The organism is Robertkochia aurantiaca (assembly GCF_020166495.1).
Classification (GTDB): Bacteria; Bacteroidota; Bacteroidia; order Flavobacteriales; family Flavobacteriaceae; genus Robertkochia; species Robertkochia aurantiaca.
Genome location: NZ_JAINZS010000006.1, coordinates 162,455 through 178,310 on the forward strand (window position 1 = coordinate 162,455; position 15,856 = coordinate 178,310).

General features: G+C 45.7%; 16 protein-coding genes. 5 read left to right on the plus strand and 11 right to left on the minus strand.

Going from position 1 to position 15,856, the window contains the following annotated elements; genetic code table 11:
• Positions 1 to 570 precede the first annotated feature (570 nt).
• From K7R10_RS11950 to purN, 5 genes are read right to left on the minus strand one after another with little or no spacing between them, the layout of a single operon-like run.
• A complete protein-coding gene (locus K7R10_RS11950; RefSeq protein ID WP_224484952.1) occupies positions 571 to 2,469 on the minus strand; it encodes an amidophosphoribosyltransferase in 1,899 nt (632 codons plus the stop codon).
• A 37-nt stretch (positions 2,470 to 2,506) separates the two neighbouring features.
• Positions 2,507 to 3,433, minus strand: a complete 927-nt coding sequence (locus K7R10_RS11955) for a PfkB family carbohydrate kinase (RefSeq protein ID WP_224484953.1) — start codon at positions 3,431 to 3,433, stop codon at positions 2,507 to 2,509.
• Between the two features lie 24 nt (positions 3,434 to 3,457).
• The gene (locus tag K7R10_RS11960; protein ID WP_224484954.1) at positions 3,458 to 4,057 is read right to left on the minus strand and encodes an START domain-containing protein; all 600 of its coding nucleotides are present in this window, start codon (positions 4,055 to 4,057) and stop codon (positions 3,458 to 3,460) included.
• 55 nt (positions 4,058 to 4,112) lie between these two features.
• Entirely contained in the window at positions 4,113 to 4,592 is a 480-nt protein-coding gene (gene rnhA / locus K7R10_RS11965) for a ribonuclease HI (protein ID WP_224484955.1), read from the minus strand.
• The gene (gene purN, locus K7R10_RS11970; protein WP_224484956.1) at positions 4,585 to 5,151 is read right to left on the minus strand and encodes a phosphoribosylglycinamide formyltransferase; all 567 of its coding nucleotides are present in this window, start codon (positions 5,149 to 5,151) and stop codon (positions 4,585 to 4,587) included. The genes rnhA and purN overlap by 8 nt, the downstream gene beginning before the upstream one ends.
• Positions 5,152 to 5,342: 191 nt before the next feature.
• Between purN and K7R10_RS11975 the strand changes: the two genes are divergently transcribed.
• The 5 genes from K7R10_RS11975 (at position 5,343) to pyk (ending at position 9,689) form a co-directional block, all read left to right on the plus strand.
• Positions 5,343 to 5,576 (plus strand): acyl carrier protein, encoded by a 234-nt coding sequence (locus K7R10_RS11975; RefSeq protein ID WP_010519573.1) that lies wholly within the window; start codon positions 5,343 to 5,345, stop codon positions 5,574 to 5,576.
• Positions 5,577 to 5,679: 103 nt separating this feature from the next.
• Entirely contained in the window at positions 5,680 to 6,930 is a 1,251-nt protein-coding gene (gene fabF, locus K7R10_RS11980) for a beta-ketoacyl-ACP synthase II (RefSeq protein WP_224484957.1), read from the plus strand.
• A 14-nt stretch (positions 6,931 to 6,944) separates the two neighbouring features.
• On the plus strand, positions 6,945 to 7,685 hold the full coding sequence (gene rnc, locus K7R10_RS11985) for a ribonuclease III (protein ID WP_224484958.1): 741 nt from the start codon (positions 6,945 to 6,947) through the stop codon (positions 7,683 to 7,685).
• A gap of 101 nt (positions 7,686 to 7,786) precedes the next feature.
• Positions 7,787 to 8,272 carry an IPExxxVDY family protein gene (locus K7R10_RS11990; RefSeq protein WP_224484959.1) on the plus strand — a complete coding sequence of 162 codons (486 nt, stop codon included), beginning with the start codon at positions 7,787 to 7,789 and terminating at the stop codon, positions 8,270 to 8,272.
• On the plus strand, positions 8,262 to 9,689 hold the full coding sequence (gene pyk, locus K7R10_RS11995; protein WP_224484960.1) for a pyruvate kinase: 1,428 nt from the start codon (positions 8,262 to 8,264) through the stop codon (positions 9,687 to 9,689). The genes K7R10_RS11990 and pyk overlap by 11 nt, the downstream gene beginning before the upstream one ends.
• Positions 9,690 to 9,757: 68 nt before the next feature.
• Here pyk and K7R10_RS12000 read toward each other — a convergent pair whose 3' ends face one another.
• Genes K7R10_RS12000 through K7R10_RS12025 form a run of 6 tightly spaced genes read right to left on the minus strand, consistent with a single transcriptional unit; the run spans position 9,758 to position 15,821 of the window.
• Complete coding sequence (locus tag K7R10_RS12000) at positions 9,758 to 10,564, minus strand: 3-keto-disaccharide hydrolase (RefSeq protein ID WP_224484961.1); 807 nt, start codon at positions 10,562 to 10,564, stop codon at positions 9,758 to 9,760.
• Between the two features lie 2 nt (positions 10,565 to 10,566).
• Positions 10,567 to 11,325, minus strand: a complete 759-nt coding sequence (locus tag K7R10_RS12005; RefSeq protein ID WP_224484962.1) for a 3-keto-disaccharide hydrolase — start codon at positions 11,323 to 11,325, stop codon at positions 10,567 to 10,569.
• A gap of 1 nt (position 11,326) precedes the next feature.
• Positions 11,327 to 12,379 (minus strand): sugar phosphate isomerase/epimerase family protein, encoded by a 1,053-nt coding sequence (locus tag K7R10_RS12010; protein WP_224484963.1) that lies wholly within the window; start codon positions 12,377 to 12,379, stop codon positions 11,327 to 11,329.
• Between the two features lie 18 nt (positions 12,380 to 12,397).
• Entirely contained in the window at positions 12,398 to 13,537 is a 1,140-nt protein-coding gene (locus K7R10_RS12015) for a Gfo/Idh/MocA family protein (RefSeq protein WP_224484964.1), read from the minus strand.
• A 3-nt stretch (positions 13,538 to 13,540) separates the two neighbouring features.
• Positions 13,541 to 14,776, minus strand: a complete 1,236-nt coding sequence (locus K7R10_RS12020; RefSeq protein WP_224484965.1) for a nucleoside permease — start codon at positions 14,774 to 14,776, stop codon at positions 13,541 to 13,543.
• Between the two features lie 31 nt (positions 14,777 to 14,807).
• Positions 14,808 to 15,821: a sugar phosphate isomerase/epimerase family protein gene (locus K7R10_RS12025; RefSeq protein ID WP_224484966.1), complete on the minus strand. Its 1,014-nt coding sequence runs from the start codon at positions 15,819 to 15,821 to the stop codon at positions 14,808 to 14,810.
• Positions 15,822 to 15,856 lie beyond the last annotated feature (35 nt).

The window sequence follows — 15,856 nt, forward strand, 5'->3', positions numbered from 1 at the left end:
AGAACCCGCCTTATTTTGCCCCAAATCTTACCATGAACTTAACCTACTTATGTTATGGTGATGTAAATATAATATGACGTATTATTCCACGGATAATTTATTGGTTAAAATGCTATTATTGTAGATTAAAAGCATTGAAAATCAGCTAGTTAAGCAAATTTTAAGAAATTTGGAAGGTCAAAGGAAGTGACAGCTTTTCCTGCTGTTTTTATCGTATCAAAAAAGGCGGAAATTACTCCACCTTTTTCGCCCTAAATTTTACCATAAACTTAAACCTACTTGTGCTATGGTGCCTTAAAAATACCACAAAGTTTTAAAACGGACGAGTGATAGGGGTGAAAGTTGAAATAAAAGGGTTAAAAGAAGAATGCTTATCAGAAATACAGATCGGGTTTGGCAGAGGGTATAAAATAAAAAAGGTGGAAAAAATCCACCTTTTTTGCCCCAAATCTTACCATGAACTTAACCTACTTATGCTATGGTGATCTAAAGATACTACGAAGCATTTCGTTACAAATTATAATTCAGACGAAATGCAAAAATCACCGATAAAGTGCAAATCGCATTTTCCTAGTAAGCGCGTTCCTTGATCCCTTCGTAGAAGTTAATAAAGGCTCTGTTCACTACGCGGTTTCCACCCGGGGTAGGGTAGTCTCCGGTGAAATACCAGTCACCAAGATTATGCGGACAAGCCTTGTGAAGGTTGTCTACACTCTGGTAAATGATCTTGACTTCTGCCTTGATATCTTTTGGTGCCAGGAGTTCTGAGATCTTTTCAGAGATCTCTTCATCACTGAACGGAGCATAAACTTCTTTGACGGCATTGATAACATCTGTATCGTTGTAATCTACCTGGCCTTTACATTTATCATATACCTGGTCGACTATAAAGTAGGTGCCTCTTTCCTCGTGTAGTTTTAACGCAGCTTTAAAGGCTACCAGATCTTCGAGTCGTGCCATGTCAATTCCGTAACAGTCGGGGTATCGAATCTGAGGGGCAGAAGACACCACGATAATCGTTTTTGGGTGAAGGCGGTCGAGAATACGTAGTATCGATTTTTTAAGGGTGGTTCCCCTTACAATACTGTCGTCGATGATCACCAGGTTGTCAGTGGGTTTCACAGAACCGTAGGTGATGTCGTATACGTGGCGAACCAGGTCATCCCGGCTGCTGTCTTCAGTGATAAAGGTTCGCAGCTTGGCATCTTTGATAGCCACTTTTTCGATTCTCGGTCGCAGGTTGAGAATTTCGTTCAGTCGTTCCCTGCTGATATTTCCTCCTTCATTAAGGATCAGTTCTTCCTTCTGTTTGTTCATATGGTTCTCAGCTTCCTTAACCATTCCGTAGAAGGAAGTTTCAGCAGTATTGGGTATGTATGAAAAAACAGTGTTCTGAAGATCTCCGTCAATAGCTTTAAGAATCTTCGGCATTAACAGGCTGCCCAGATCTTTACGTTCTTTATAGATCTCGGCATCACTTCCTCTTGAAAAATAGATTCTTTCAAAGGAACAGGCTTTTCTTTCAAGAGGTTCAAGAATTCGTTTGGTATCGGTTTCACCGTTCTTTTTGATGATCAGTGCCTTTCCGGGATCGAGTTCTTTCACCTGATCAAAGTCGACATTGAACACGGTCTGTATAACCGGTCTTTCTGAAGCGACCACCACTACTTCATCATCCTGGTAGAAGTAGGTAGGTCTGATTCCCGCAGGATCTCTTAATACAAAGGCATCTCCGTGACCGATCAGGCCTGCCATGGCATAACCGCCATCCCAGTTTTTAGCTGCCTTTCTCAGGATTTTTGCAACATTCAGTCTTTCTGCGATCAGGGGAGAGGCTTCCATTTTGTTATACCCTTCCTTTTTGATCTTTTTATAAAGCTTTGCTACGGCATCATCGAGAAAATGTCCGATCTTTTCCATTACTGTAATGGTATCGGCTTTTTCTTTTGGATGCTGCCCCAGCAAGACCAGGTTGTCGAAAAGTTCGTTCACATTGGTCATGTTGAAATTCCCGGCCACGATCAGGTTACGGTGCATCCAGTTGTTCTGTCGCAGAAAAGGGTGTACGCTTTCGATGCTGTTCTTTCCGAAGGTGCCGTAACGAACATGTCCTAACATCACTTCGCCCACGTAGGGTACCTGCTGCTTCATGGCATCGATGTCATCCTGTAATCCGGGATTGTCAGCGATCTCCTGATTGATGCGGGTATTGATCTTGTTGAATATGTCCTGAATGGGTTGCGACTGGTTCGACCGCACACGGCTCATATAACGTTCTCCGGCTTTCATGTCCAGCTTGATGCTGGCAAAACCGGCGCCGTCCTGTCCGCGGTTGTGCTGCTTTTCCATCATCAGGTACATCTTGTTGATGCCGTAGAAAGCAGTTCCGTATTTTTCCTGGTAATACTCCAGGGGTTTTAGCAATCTAACCAGGGCAATGCCACATTCGTGTTTTATAGCGTCACTCATTGTACTGTTTCTATGAAATATGTAGGCTTAACAAATCTTAAGCCAGAGTTATATCAAATTGTGTTAAGGCTTTAAATTGCCTTAGTCTCTCATTTACCTGATCCCTTTCAAGAAATTCGATTCTTTTCGTTCCAAATTTTTCAACACAGAAAGAAGCCAGGTTAGAACCGTGAATTACCGCATTTTTCATATTCTCAAAGGAATAATTTCCGGTGGCAGCCAGGTGACCGGCAAATCCGCCGGCAAAGGTATCACCGGCACCGGTAGGGTCAAATATTTCCTTCAGCGGAAGCGCAGGAGCAAAAAAGATCTCCCCTTTATGAAATAAGAGCGCCCCGTGTTCTCCTTTTTTGATCACAACATAGGCCGGTCCCATCTGATGGATTTTCTCAGCTGCCCGAACGAGTGAATATTCACCTGAAAGTTGTCGGGCTTCTTCATCGTTGATGGTGATAACATCAACTCGTGCGATTACTTCGTCAAGCTGTTCGGGGGTGTTATCCATCCAGAAATTCATGGTGTCGAGTATGGCCAGGCGGGGTTTTTTGCTCATCTGGTCAAGTACCTGGAGCTGTACGTCGGGATGAAGATTGCCCAGCATAACTACTTCAGCATCTTTATAGGCATCGGGAACCTTGGGCTGGAAATCGGCCAGTACATTTAACTGAGTCTCCAGGGTATCCCTTGAATTCAGATCGTTGTGATACCGTCCGCTCCAGAAAAAGGTTTTTCCGTCTTTGACCACTTCAATAGCAGCAGTCTCGATATCGTGATCTTTTAACAGCTTGATGTATGAGTCGGGAAAATCATTTCCCACTACCGATACGATTGCAGCGTCAACGTCGAATTGTGAAGCGGCCAGACCTATAAAGGTACCTGCCCCTCCAAGTATTTTATCTGTTTTACCAAATGGAGTTTCAATAGCATCGAAAGCTACTGTTCCCACTATTAGTAATTTACCCATAAATATTTTTTTGCAAATATAAGGTTAGTTTTCCAGTATTAGTTTCAGATTCCTAAAAGAATCAAGGGGCATTTCGGTCAGACAGGCATTGAGTAACCAGGCGGGTATCGGACCGTTCGGATCCCCGTATAATTGTTGGGTGATCTCTACCTTTCCAGGGTCCAGCTCCCTGATGCTCCAGTGACCCTTGAAATTTGAAATGCGAATTACTTCATCAGAGCTGGGAATTTCAGACTCCTTGGCCGGATCGATGGTGATGTAGAATTCCTTATCATCGTTCTTACTGATAGTGATATGGCAAACATGCTCCCGATCCCTGATTGGCCAGGGCAGGTCATTGCGAATATAGAGAATCAATTCGTTGTCCGAGATCTTGCGAACCAGTTTGCTGCTCTTGGTGGCAGCATTCCATTGCCAAAGATTGTCGGCATCGGTGATCACCTGCAGGGCATGTGCGGCAGAGGTATTGGCTACCATTACCGCCTTGTATTCATTGATGTCGGTTGTGTCCAGTTTTCGGGTGAATACCCGAATATCTTTTTCATGCTTTCTGAGATCCCATGATTGGGCCCTGCAGTCGATGAAAACGGTTAGCAAACAGATAATGAATAAGGTTGTTCTCATTGCAGATTTGGGGTCAACAATTTGTGCAAATATATGAAAACCGCTGAAATTCAGGCTATTCGAACAGAGATTGTGATTCGTATCCTTCGTCTCTCCTTAAAGGGGTCTTTTTTGAGGCTTCCACCGCAAGCTGGTCACAACGCTCGTTTTGAGGGTGGTTATTATGGCCTTTGATCCATTCAAAATCCACCTGGTGACGACGAAATTCCTTCAGAAGATCTTTCCAGAGATCCGGGTTCTTTCGGTCTTTGAATCCTTTTCGTTCCCAGTTGAATACCCAGCCCTTCTTAACGGCATCAACCACATACTTTGAATCTGAGACCACTTTGACTCTGAGATTGTTTTTTTTGAGCTTTTTCAGAGCTTCGATCACTGCCAGCAGTTCCATGCGGTTGTTCGTGGTCTTTTGAAATCCTTCAGCGAATTCCTTGCGATACCCGCGGCCCACCCATTCCATAACAATACCGTAACCTCCCGGGCCGGGGTTTCCCCTTGAACTTCCGTCTGTGTAAATATAAACGTCGTGTTTAGTCATCAGATAGCAGGGATTCGATCACCTTGGGAAAATTCTCGTATTCCAGCTGGTGTATTTTTTCAGCCAGCGTCTCAGGGGTATCTTCAGTGTTGACGGCTACCGATTTCTGAAAGATAATTGCACCTTCGTCATAATGGGCATTGACATAATGAATGGTGATGCCTGATTCTTTCTCTCCTTTTTCTATGACCGCTTTATGTACATGAGCTCCATACATGCCCTTTCCTCCAAACTTGGGGAGTAAGGCCGGGTGAATATTGATAATGCGGTCAGGAAAGGCAGAGATAACAGGTTCAGGTATTTTCCAGAGGAAACCGGCCAGAACGATCAGGTCAGGAGAAATCTCTTTCAGCAATTGCAGCACAATACCGTTATCGAGAGCAGTTCTGTTGAATGACAGGGCACTCACCTTAAGATTATTGGCGCGATCAAGCACCCCTGCTTCTTTCTTGTTACTCAGTACTAGGGAGACCCTGATAGTTGAATGGTCTTCAAAATACCTGATGATGTTTTCGGCATTGGTGCCGGAGCCTGAGGCCAGAATAACGATATTTTTCATGATCTGCTGTACTGCTTTTGCTTCATTGCTATATAAGGACAAAAAAACGAGAAAAAATCAGAAAGGGAAAGGAATTGACAAATTGTTGCTTTAAAAATCATTACCTTTAAAATGACATTTTGTGGTTAAAACCTTTTTTTAATGCAAAAGTTTTTATTTTTGCCAACAATTAAATTTTAAAACAAAAAATTATGTCAGACATTGCATCAAGAGTAAAGGCGATTATCGTGGACAAATTAGGTGTCGATGAGAATGAGGTTGTGCCAGAGGCTAGCTTCACTAACGATCTGGGCGCAGACTCACTAGACACGGTTGAGCTTATCATGGAGTTCGAAAAAGAGTTCGACATTCAGATTCCGGATGATCAGGCTGAAAACATTGCTACAGTTGGTCAGGCTATCAGCTATATCGAAGAAGCTAAGTAAACACAATTATATCATTCACTACCAAAAAATTTATTCATGCTTTTGCGTGAATAAATTTTTTTGGTAGATTACTTTTCCCTAAAGTATTTCAAAGTTTATTCCTATGGAATTAAAGCGAGTTGTTGTAACGGGTTTAGGAGCCTTAACTCCTATCGGCAATACCAAAGAAGACTATTGGAATGGTCTTAAAAATGGGGTAAGCGGGGCAGCACCCATCACCCATTTTGATGCTTCGAACTTCAAAACACAATTCGCCTGCGAGGTAAAGAATTTTGACCCCACAGATTTCATCGATCGTAAGGAAGTCAGACGTACCGACAGGTTTGCTCAATACGCCCTTGTGACGGCCGATGAAGCTCTGAAAGATTCCGGCCTGGAGTTGGAATCGCTCGATAAATACCGGGTTGGTGTTATCTGGGGAGCCGGTATCGGCGGCCTGGAAACCTTCCAGGAAGAGGTGGTCAAATGGGCTCAGGGAGATGGTCAGCCTCGATTTAACCCATTTTTTATACCCAAAATGATCGCAGATATTGCACCAGGCTTGATCTCTATCAAGTACGGGTTCATGGGCCCTAACTATACCACGGTTTCGGCTTGTGCCTCTTCGGCCAACGCGATCATCGATGCCCTTAATTCCATTCGTCTGGGCACTACCGATGTAGTGATCACAGGTGGGTCGGAAGCAGCGGTTACCGAAGCCGGAATGGGCGGGTTTAATGCTATGCACGCCATGAGTACCCGTAACGACGATCCGCAGAGTGCGTCAAGACCATTTGATGCCAATCGTGACGGTTTCGTACTTGGGGAAGGCTCAGGAGCCCTTATCCTTGAAGAGTACGAACATGCCAAGGCACGCGGTGCAAAAATCTATGCAGAAGTAGTAGGTGGCGGACTCTCGTCTGACGCTTACCATATGACCGCTCCGCATCCTGACGGGATTGGTGTAGTGGCCGTTATGGAAAACTGCCTGCGAAATGCCGGGATGAAGCCTGAAGATGTTGATCATATCAACACCCATGGTACTTCAACTCCGCTGGGTGATGTGGCCGAACTGAAAGCCATCGGGAAAGTGTTCGGTGATCATGCCAAAAACATTAACATCAATTCGACTAAGTCAATGACCGGTCACCTTCTTGGTGCTGCCGGTGCTGTAGAAGCTATTGCATCGTTATTGGCCATGCAACATTCATTGGTGCCGCCAACGATCAATCACTCGGCAGTTGATGAGAATATTGATCCAAAACTTAATCTCACCCTGAATAAAGCAGAGGAAAGAGAGGTTAAGGTTGCGATGAGCAATACCTTCGGTTTCGGAGGTCACAATGCCTGTGTGTTGTTTAAAAAACTGGACTAGTTGAAACGTGCTGAATGAGTTTCATTCGAAAAATATTAGATTCCCGCTCCGATGAGGAGGGGGAATTTTTTTTAGAAATCAGCCGTATTTTAGGATTTAAACCCAAGGAATTAAAATACTATCGCAAGGCATTTACCCACCGTTCAATGAATGAAAAAGATGCGAACGGAAATGCAATCAACTACGAAAGACTGGAATTTTTAGGCGATTCCATGCTGGGGACCATTATTTCTCACCACCTTTTTAACGAAGTGCCCTCGGGAGACGAGGGGTACCTTACCAAGATGCGTTCCAAGGTGGTAAGCCGCGAACATCTCAACGAGCTGGGAAAAGATCTGGGACTTCTGCAGTTCGTACGCAGTAAGATCGATAAGAATAACTTCGGTGAGAATATACACGGAAATATTTTCGAGGCCCTCATAGGTGCAATCTTCCTCGACAGGGGATATAAGTATTGCGAGAAATTTATCAGAACCCGGGTGATCGAGCCTTATGTTGATATTGACCGACTGGAGGGAAAGATCATCAGTTACAAAAGTCTTGTCATCGAGTATTGCCAGAAACAGAAGAAGAAATTCTTCTTTGATGTTTTCGAAGACGAAGGTAATGACCACATAAAGCACTTTGGAGTCAGGCTTTATATAGACGATTTGCTGATGGGTAAGGGTAGGGCTACTTCTAAAAAGAAGGCTGAAGAGATCGCCGCCAAGCGAACCTACTACGCACTGCAGTCGGAAATAGACGATGTGGTCTGACCTACTATATCGTTTGCGTAGATACTCTCGCCATAATCAGTTACTTAAAGTTGCTAAGTCGCCTGCAGAATTATATCTTTACACAGTTCATGTGAGCAATTATGGCCGTCCACAAGCTTTTTGAAGATGAGATCAGCGAGCACTCCTATTCACTGATCGCCGTACATAGTTCAATGGAAGATTACAGGTTGGCCTATTTCCTGAATTCCCGCGCAGCGACCAGGCTCAAAAGACTTAAGCAAGACCTTATGCTGGAGAACGATGTCGGCTTTCCCATTTTCGAGTGGATCGATGAAGCCAGCGATATCTGCTGGAACCTGTTGCGAAACAAGGTCAGAATCGCTCACGAAACAAAGCAGACTGACGATATGTTCGGCGAGGGAACGGCCTACCGGTCACATTACCTGATACCTGAAAAACAACAGGTTGATTATTTTGTCAAGATCGATAACGAAGGCCCTTACGCTCAAACGGAAAGGCTTATCAGAACCATAAAAGATATACCCCAGGTGATTACAGCCTATCAGCTCGATCCGGGGGACTTGAAATCTAAGAATAATTTAATTTTTTTAGTGAATGCCAAATAGCAAGAAAACAAAGATCGTCGCCACTCTCGGGCCGGCTACCAGTGATAAAGATACACTACGGGCCATGATCGAGGCCGGGGTGAACGTATTTCGTATAAATTTTTCGCATGCCGATTATGAAGACGTAAAGTCCCGAATTAAAATGATCAGGGAGCTAAGCGAAGAGCTCAACTATCATGCCGCCATCCTCGCAGACCTTCAGGGTCCTAAGCTGCGGGTAGGGGTTATGAAGGAAGATGTGGTCGTTAGCAAAGGTGATGAGATCACTTTTGTCACAGGGAAACCTTTTGAAGGTGACTCTGATAAAGTCTATATGAACTATAAAGAGTTCCCCAGAGATGTAAACCCCGGGGAAAAGATATTGCTTGACGATGGGAAACTGATCTTCGAAGTGGTTTCAACCAATAAGTCGAGCGAGGTGAAGGCTAAGGTATTACAGGGTGGTCCGCTTCGTTCAAAAAAAGGGGTAAACCTTCCCAATACAAATATTTCGCTCCCTGCACTAACTAAAAAAGATGTGGAAGATGCGATATTCGCGATTGGTCAGGAGGTAGACTGGATGGCACTCTCTTTTGTAAGACATGCCGCCGACCTCTTAGACCTTCAAAAACTGATCAAAGAGCACAGTAAATATAAAATCCCCATCATCGCCAAGATTGAAAAGCCCGAAGCAGTTGAAAATATCGATAAGATCGTGGCTTATTGTGACGGTCTCATGGTAGCCCGGGGGGATCTGGGTGTTGAGATACCCGCGCATGAGGTGCCGCTGGTACAGAAACAACTGGTGTTGCGGGCTAAAAAGGCGCGTATTCCGGTGATTATTGCCACACAGATGATGGAGACCATGATCAGCAGCCTTACACCTACTCGCGCTGAGGTTAACGACGTGGCGAATTCGGTAATGGACGGTGCTGATGCAGTAATGCTTTCCGGCGAAACTTCAGTAGGAGCATACCCGGTACAGGTGATCGAGAAAATGAGCAGTATCATATCAAGTGTTGAGCATTCTCACCTGATCAAAGTCCCACAGGAGCCCCCGCACATCAAAACCAAGCGATATATAACCAAATCGGTATGTTATCACGCGGCCAGTATGGCCAATGATATAAACGCACAGGTTATCACAACTCTTACAAACAGTGGTTATACGGCTTTTCAGATCTCTGCATGGAGACCCAAGGCACATATACTGGTCTTCACTTCAAACCGCCGTATTTTATCCCAACTCAGCTTGCTATGGGGGGTAAAGGCATATCACTATGATAAGTTTGTAAGTACCGATCAGACCATAGAAGATGTTACCCGCATTGCAGAAGAGAAAGGATTTCTGAAAGAAGGTGATATGATGATCAGTCTTGCGGCTATGCCGATCAAAGAGAAAGGAATGGTGAATACGCTTAGGGTAACCGAAGTGTGATCGTTCATTAAAAAAAACAAAAAAAGGATCAGCTTAAACTGATCCTTTTTTGTTTTATATAGGAGAGATTATAATTCCCGCAGCCAGATGTTGCGATAGCTTACCCCGCTGTTATCGTTATGATCCTGTAAAATGATCGGTCCTTTCCCGTGAGGGTTGTTCTTAGGCCACCCTATGTATTCGGTCGTGCCTTCAATGACTGCATGGTCCTGTATCAATACCCCGTTATGCAGTACCGTCATGGTAGCCGGTTGGGTCTTGTTTCCCGCAGCGTCCCATTCCGGTGCGTGATAAATAATATCATAGGTCTGCCATTCACCCGATGGTTTGCTGGCATTTACCAGAGGAGGGTGTTGTTTGTAAATGGCACCGGCCTGTCCGTTGACATAGGTTGAGTTATCATAGCTGTCGAGTACCTGTATCTCATACAGCCCCTGTAAGAAGATCCCGCTATTACCCCGATTCTGACCATCATTCCTGGGTTCTTCGGGATTTTTCCACTCAATATGGAGCTGGATATCTCCGAACTCCTGTTTGGTTTTGATATTGCCGCTGCCGTCTTTTACGGTTACGCTACCGTCATCGTTCAGTATCCAGGGAGCCGGGGCGCCCTCTTCTTTAGCGCTTTCCCAGGCCTCCAGGTCTTTTCCGTTCAATAGAACGATGGCATCTCCGGGAGGTGTGCCGGGCTCACCGGTGCTTACCTTTTCAGGAACCGGTTCCCAAAGCTCGGTGTCTTTTGGATCAGTGGGTTCTTCAGATTCATAGGCAGCCAATTCTTTTTCTTGCATAGGATCTGCTTTTTTGTTTTCAGATGATTGCCCGCAGGAGGTTATGATTCCTGCCGAGGCTATTAAGACAAGGGCTTTTTTCACGTTTATAGTTTTTTTATCTTGATATTTCTGTATGCTACTTTGTCATCATGGTCCTGTAAGGCAATTTTGCCGGTCCAGTCGCCTGCAAAGTCTTTCCAGTCGGCGAATTTTGAGTTAGCCACCATCGCTTTCCATGCTTCCTCATCTAACGGAAATTCGGTCACCACCACTCCGTTATGGGTAACCCGGCCTTCTTTGGTATTGTGATTGATTTCTATTTCATAAGTATTCCAGGATCCTAAGGGGCTGCTTACGTCTTCCGAGGGCGGAACCATATCGTAAAGGGCTCCGGCCTGGTGGGTTTTACCACCTACATTGGCATCGGGGTGCTTTTGATTGTCCAATACCTGTATTTCAGGACCGGTATAATAGGCTCGGTTATATTCCGGCATTTCCTGAACAGCCCACATAATTCCGCTGTTGCCACCTTCAGAGATCTTCCATTCGAGGCTCAGAATAAAACTGGTAAATTCTTCATCGGTTACGATGGTGTGATTTTCACCTTCCTTCGGATAAAAGACAAGGGCATCGCCCTCGACTTTCCAGTTTTCCGGGAACGTATCTTCCGGTTCATTGTATCCATGCCAGGCGTCGGTGCTGCTTCCATCGAAAAGCACCAGCCATTCATCGGTGTCTTCTGAAATCATTTCGGTCTTAGTATCTGCTGTGGCCGGGCTCTCTTTGACTTCTTTTTTTTCTTCCTTACAGGAAATGAATGCCATAAAAGAAAATATGGCAAGGGTGAAGGTTCTTGTTTTCATATTAGAGGTTGAGTATTTTTTTCAGTTTTTCTTCATCTGTGTCATCCCCGGCAAAATCGTCAAAAGCCTTTTCTGTGGCTTCTATGATATGCCGCTGAATAAAAGGTGCGCCCTCCCGGGCTCCCTGTTCGGGGCTTTTTATGCAGCACTCCCATTCCATCACAGCCCAAACGTCACACCCATACTGGGTGAGTTTCGAGAAGATGGTCTTAAAGTCGATCTGACCGTCGCCGAGGGAACGGTATCGTCCGGCCCGGTCTCTCCAGTCGTTGTAGCCACCGAAAGCTCCTTTTTTTCCCGTTGGGTTGAATTCTGAATCCTTAACATGAAATGATTTGATGAATTCATGATAGTGATCGATATAAGTGATATAATCAAGTTGTTGCAAAACAAAATGAGAGGGATCGTATAAAATGTTCACCCTTTTGTGATTTCCGGTGGCTTCGAGAAATCTCTCGAAGGTGTCACCATCATGAATATCTTCACCGGGGTGTACCTCGTAGCACACATCTACCCCCTGTTCGTCGAACTCGTTAAGAATGGGCAGCCATCTTTTGGCCAGTTCTTCAAAGCCCATTTCGACAAGTCCCGGAGGTCGCTGAGGCCATGGGTGCCAGGTGTGCCAGAGCAGGGCTCCAGAAAAGGTAGCATGAGCATTCAGGCCGAGACGACGGCTGGCCTTAGCTGCTTTTTTCACCGTCTCCACCGCCCATTCGGTACGGGCTTTCGGGTTGCCTTTCAGGTGGTCCGGAGCAAAATTATCGAACATGATATCATAGGCAGGATGTACCGCCACCAATTGTCCCTGGAGGTGAGTCGATAATTCGGTGATCTCGAGCCCGAATGAGTTGATCCTCCCTTTCAGGTCATCACAATAGGCCTGGCTCTCTGCAGCCTTATCAAGGTCAATCAGAAAATCGACCCAGGTCGGTATTTGTATTCCTTTATAGCCAAGATCGGCGGCCCATTTACACATTCCGTCAAGGGAATTGAAGGGCGCTTTATCGTCTACGAACTGCGCCAGAAACACGGCGGGTCCTTTGATGGTTTTCATAACGATGTTGTTTTATGGTTACAGGCTGACCCAGGAAGCGTTGTTCTTATCGCTTTCCACGGCAGCATAGATAAATTGTACTCCTCTCAGTCCGTCTTTGACGGTAGGGAATTCTGCTTCTTTCTCTTTTCCCTCTAACCGGGCCTGCAATACACCGGCAAAACTGCGGTAAACGGTTGCGAAAGCCTCCAGGTATCCCTCGGGGTGTCCGGCCGGTATTCTTGAGCTTTCGGCTGCTTCAGGGTAGAGATTATTCCCTCCCGGAGTGTAAACAGTCAGGCTCTTATCGAGCCAGCGGCTGTAAAGTTTGTTGGGTTCTTCCTGGTACCATTCAAGGCTTCCCCTGGTACCGTAAATTTTGATGCCAAGGTCGTTTTCTTCCCCGGTGGCGATCTGTGAGAATGACATGGTTCCTTTGGCGCCATTGCTCATACGCAGCAAGACATTGCCGTCGTCGTCGAGAAGTCTGCCTTCCCCGAAACGCCCCAGGTCTGCAGCCAGTTCTTTGATCTGTAAGCCGCTGATGAATTCCAGCAGGTTTTCGGCATGGGTGCCGATATCGCCAAGAGCACCGCCTACACCTGAACGGCTCGGGTCTGTTCTCCAGGCGGCTTGTTTGTTTTCGGTTTTTTCGACCTCTGTGGCCAGCCAACCCTGGTGATAGGTTACCTGCACCTTCCTGATCTCTCCGATATCACCTTCCCGTACCATTGCTCTTGCCTGTTTCACCATTGGGTAACCCGTATAGTTATGGGTGAGGGCAAAAATAAGCCCGGTCTTTTCAACCAGATCAACCAGGGTTTGTGATTCTTCCGGGGTCAGGGTCATAGGTTTGTCGCAAACCACATGAAATCCATTTTCAAGGGCCAATTTGGCGGGCTCGAAATGCATGTGATTAGGCGTCACTATAGAAACAAAATCCATTCGTTCTCCTTCGGGTAATTTTTGTTCCTGTTCGATCATTTCAGCAAAGCTGCCGTAACAGCGATCTTCCGGCAGATAGAGTTCCTTGCCTGATCGTTTGGACTTTTCAGCACTGCTGCTGAAGGCTCCGCAAACCAATTCGATCTGCCCGTCAATGGACGAGGCTTTGCGGTGAACATCGCCTATAAAAGAACCGATGCCGCCACCGACCATCCCCATTCGTAATTTTCTCATATACTAGATCTCTTCTTTATATTCCACTTTTTCATTCTTAAACAAAATAGCAAATATAATCATGACCACAAAGGCAAAACCGGCAGGGTACATCCATATGTCTTTCCATTGATGCGTTCCGTCTTCAAGAAGGAAGCTGTCTGCTACCTGTCCGGCGACCCAGAACCCGATAAGCATTCCCACTCCGTATGTTGCGAGGGTTATAAGTCCCTGTGCGGCACTCTTATATTTTTTACCCGCTTTCGAATCGGTATAGATCTGTCCGGATACGAAAAAGAAATCATAGCATATCCCGTGTAGTGCGATCCCGATAATGAGCATAAAGGCGAGTTCTCCGGCATCTCCGAAGGCGAACAGAAGGTATCTTACAGTCCACGCCAGCATACCGGCCAGAATGGTCAGTTTAAATCCAAAGCGCTTGAAGAAGAAAGGAAGCAGTAGCATAAAAAGTACTTCTGAGGCCTGTCCGATAGTCATCTTCCCGGTCGGATTGTTCACTCCAATCTCTGCGAGAAAAGGGTTCGTATACTGGTAATAGAAGGCCAGAGGGATACAGATCAGTACCGAAGCGATGAAAAATACCAGGAAATTTTTGTCTTTCAGAAGCTTCAGGGCTTCCAGTCCGAGAATGTCAGAAAGGCTTACCTTTTCATCTTTATCAACTTTCGGTGGTGTTTTCGGTAGGGTAAAGCTGAAAAGTCCCAGAACGGCTGAGGCTACGGCGACCATGAGAAAGGTGTTTCGAAGCATCCCTTGTTCCCTTGCCTCAGGAGCATCCCAAAGAAATACATAACTGATAGTAAGACCGGCTACGATCCAGCCGATGGTTCCGAATACCCGAACAAAGGAAAACTCCTTGGCCGGATCTTTCATCTGGTTGAAAGATACAGAGTTCACCAGAGCCAGTGTAGGCATATAGGCGATCATATAACCAAGCACGAGCGGATAAAAGGCGGTGAAATCGGTGCTTTGGTACATCAGATACATCAGTACCGCTCCGGTCAGGTGTAAGAAGCCCAGGATGCGTTCTGCATTAAAATAACGGTCAGCGATGAGACCTATAATGAAAGGTGCCACGATCGCGCCCCATGATTGGGTGGAAAAGGCCATGGCGGTTTGAGCTCCTGTTGCGTTAAGGTTGTCTCCCAGATAGGTTCCGAGGGTAACAAACCAGCCTCCCCAGATGAAGAATTCGAGGAACATCATCAGAGACAACTGGAATTGAACTTTTTTAGTCATAGTATGTAGCTTGTTAGTTAGGGTTTTGTGATTAAGATAGTTTTTCTGCCAGGGAAAGAAGCAGGTCTTTGGTCGCGAGAATGCCTTGTTCTTCCGAAACACCGGAGCCTTCGAACTCAACGCCTATGTATCCCGAATACCCGGAATCCTTGACGATCTTCAGCATACGCTCAAAATCGATAGTAGTCTCTCGTCCGGAAGTGTCGAATTCATATGATTTGGCACTGACACCTTTTGCCAGTGGCATTAGTTCTTTAACGCCTTTATACATGTCGTATTCCTCGATACACTCGCCACCCCAGTTTCCTTCTCCATCTCGCCTGGTACAGAAATTCCCGAAGTCAGGAAGCGTGCCTGCGTTGGGTTGGTCTACCGATTCGATCACCTCTGCGAGCAGTGCTGCATCAGAAGAAAGCCAGCCGTGATTTTCAACAATGATATTGATTCCCTGCTGATCGGCGTATTCACAAAGTTTATTGAGGGATTCGACCGAATATTCTTTCCAGGCCTCAGGTTCTCTGGAGCCGAACAGGTTTACCCTCATAGAGTGGCAGCCAAGGCCTGCGGTGGCATCTGCCCATATGTGGTGATTTTCAATGGCCTTGTTCCTGATGGCAGCATCGGGATGTGACAGGGCTCCTGAATCTCCCGGAAGGTCAACCATCATGATGACATTCTCCATTCCATGGTCTTTACTGCGCATGTTGAGCTCACTGACCATTTTTTGGATGCCTTCAGCCTGGTTGTCAAACTTGCCCAGGTAATCGTTATACAATTGACTCACGTATTCAAGACCGCTGAATCCCCATGAATTTGCCTTTTCAGCAAAGGCAAAAGGGTCCAAGCCCTGTTCCTGTATCATTCGGTGAATGGACCACTGCGCGAGGGACAATTTGAAGAAAGCTGCCGTTGAAGCAACCATTTCTGCCGCCTTCTCATCAGCATTTTCATTTTTGGAAGCATCGTTTTTACAGGCAGCCAGCCCGAGTATCGACAGGGCAACCCCTGCCTGTGAACTGTTTTTTATGAAAGATCGTCTTTTCATGTGTAGGTGTTTGCTTTAAATATTGCAGTAACTGT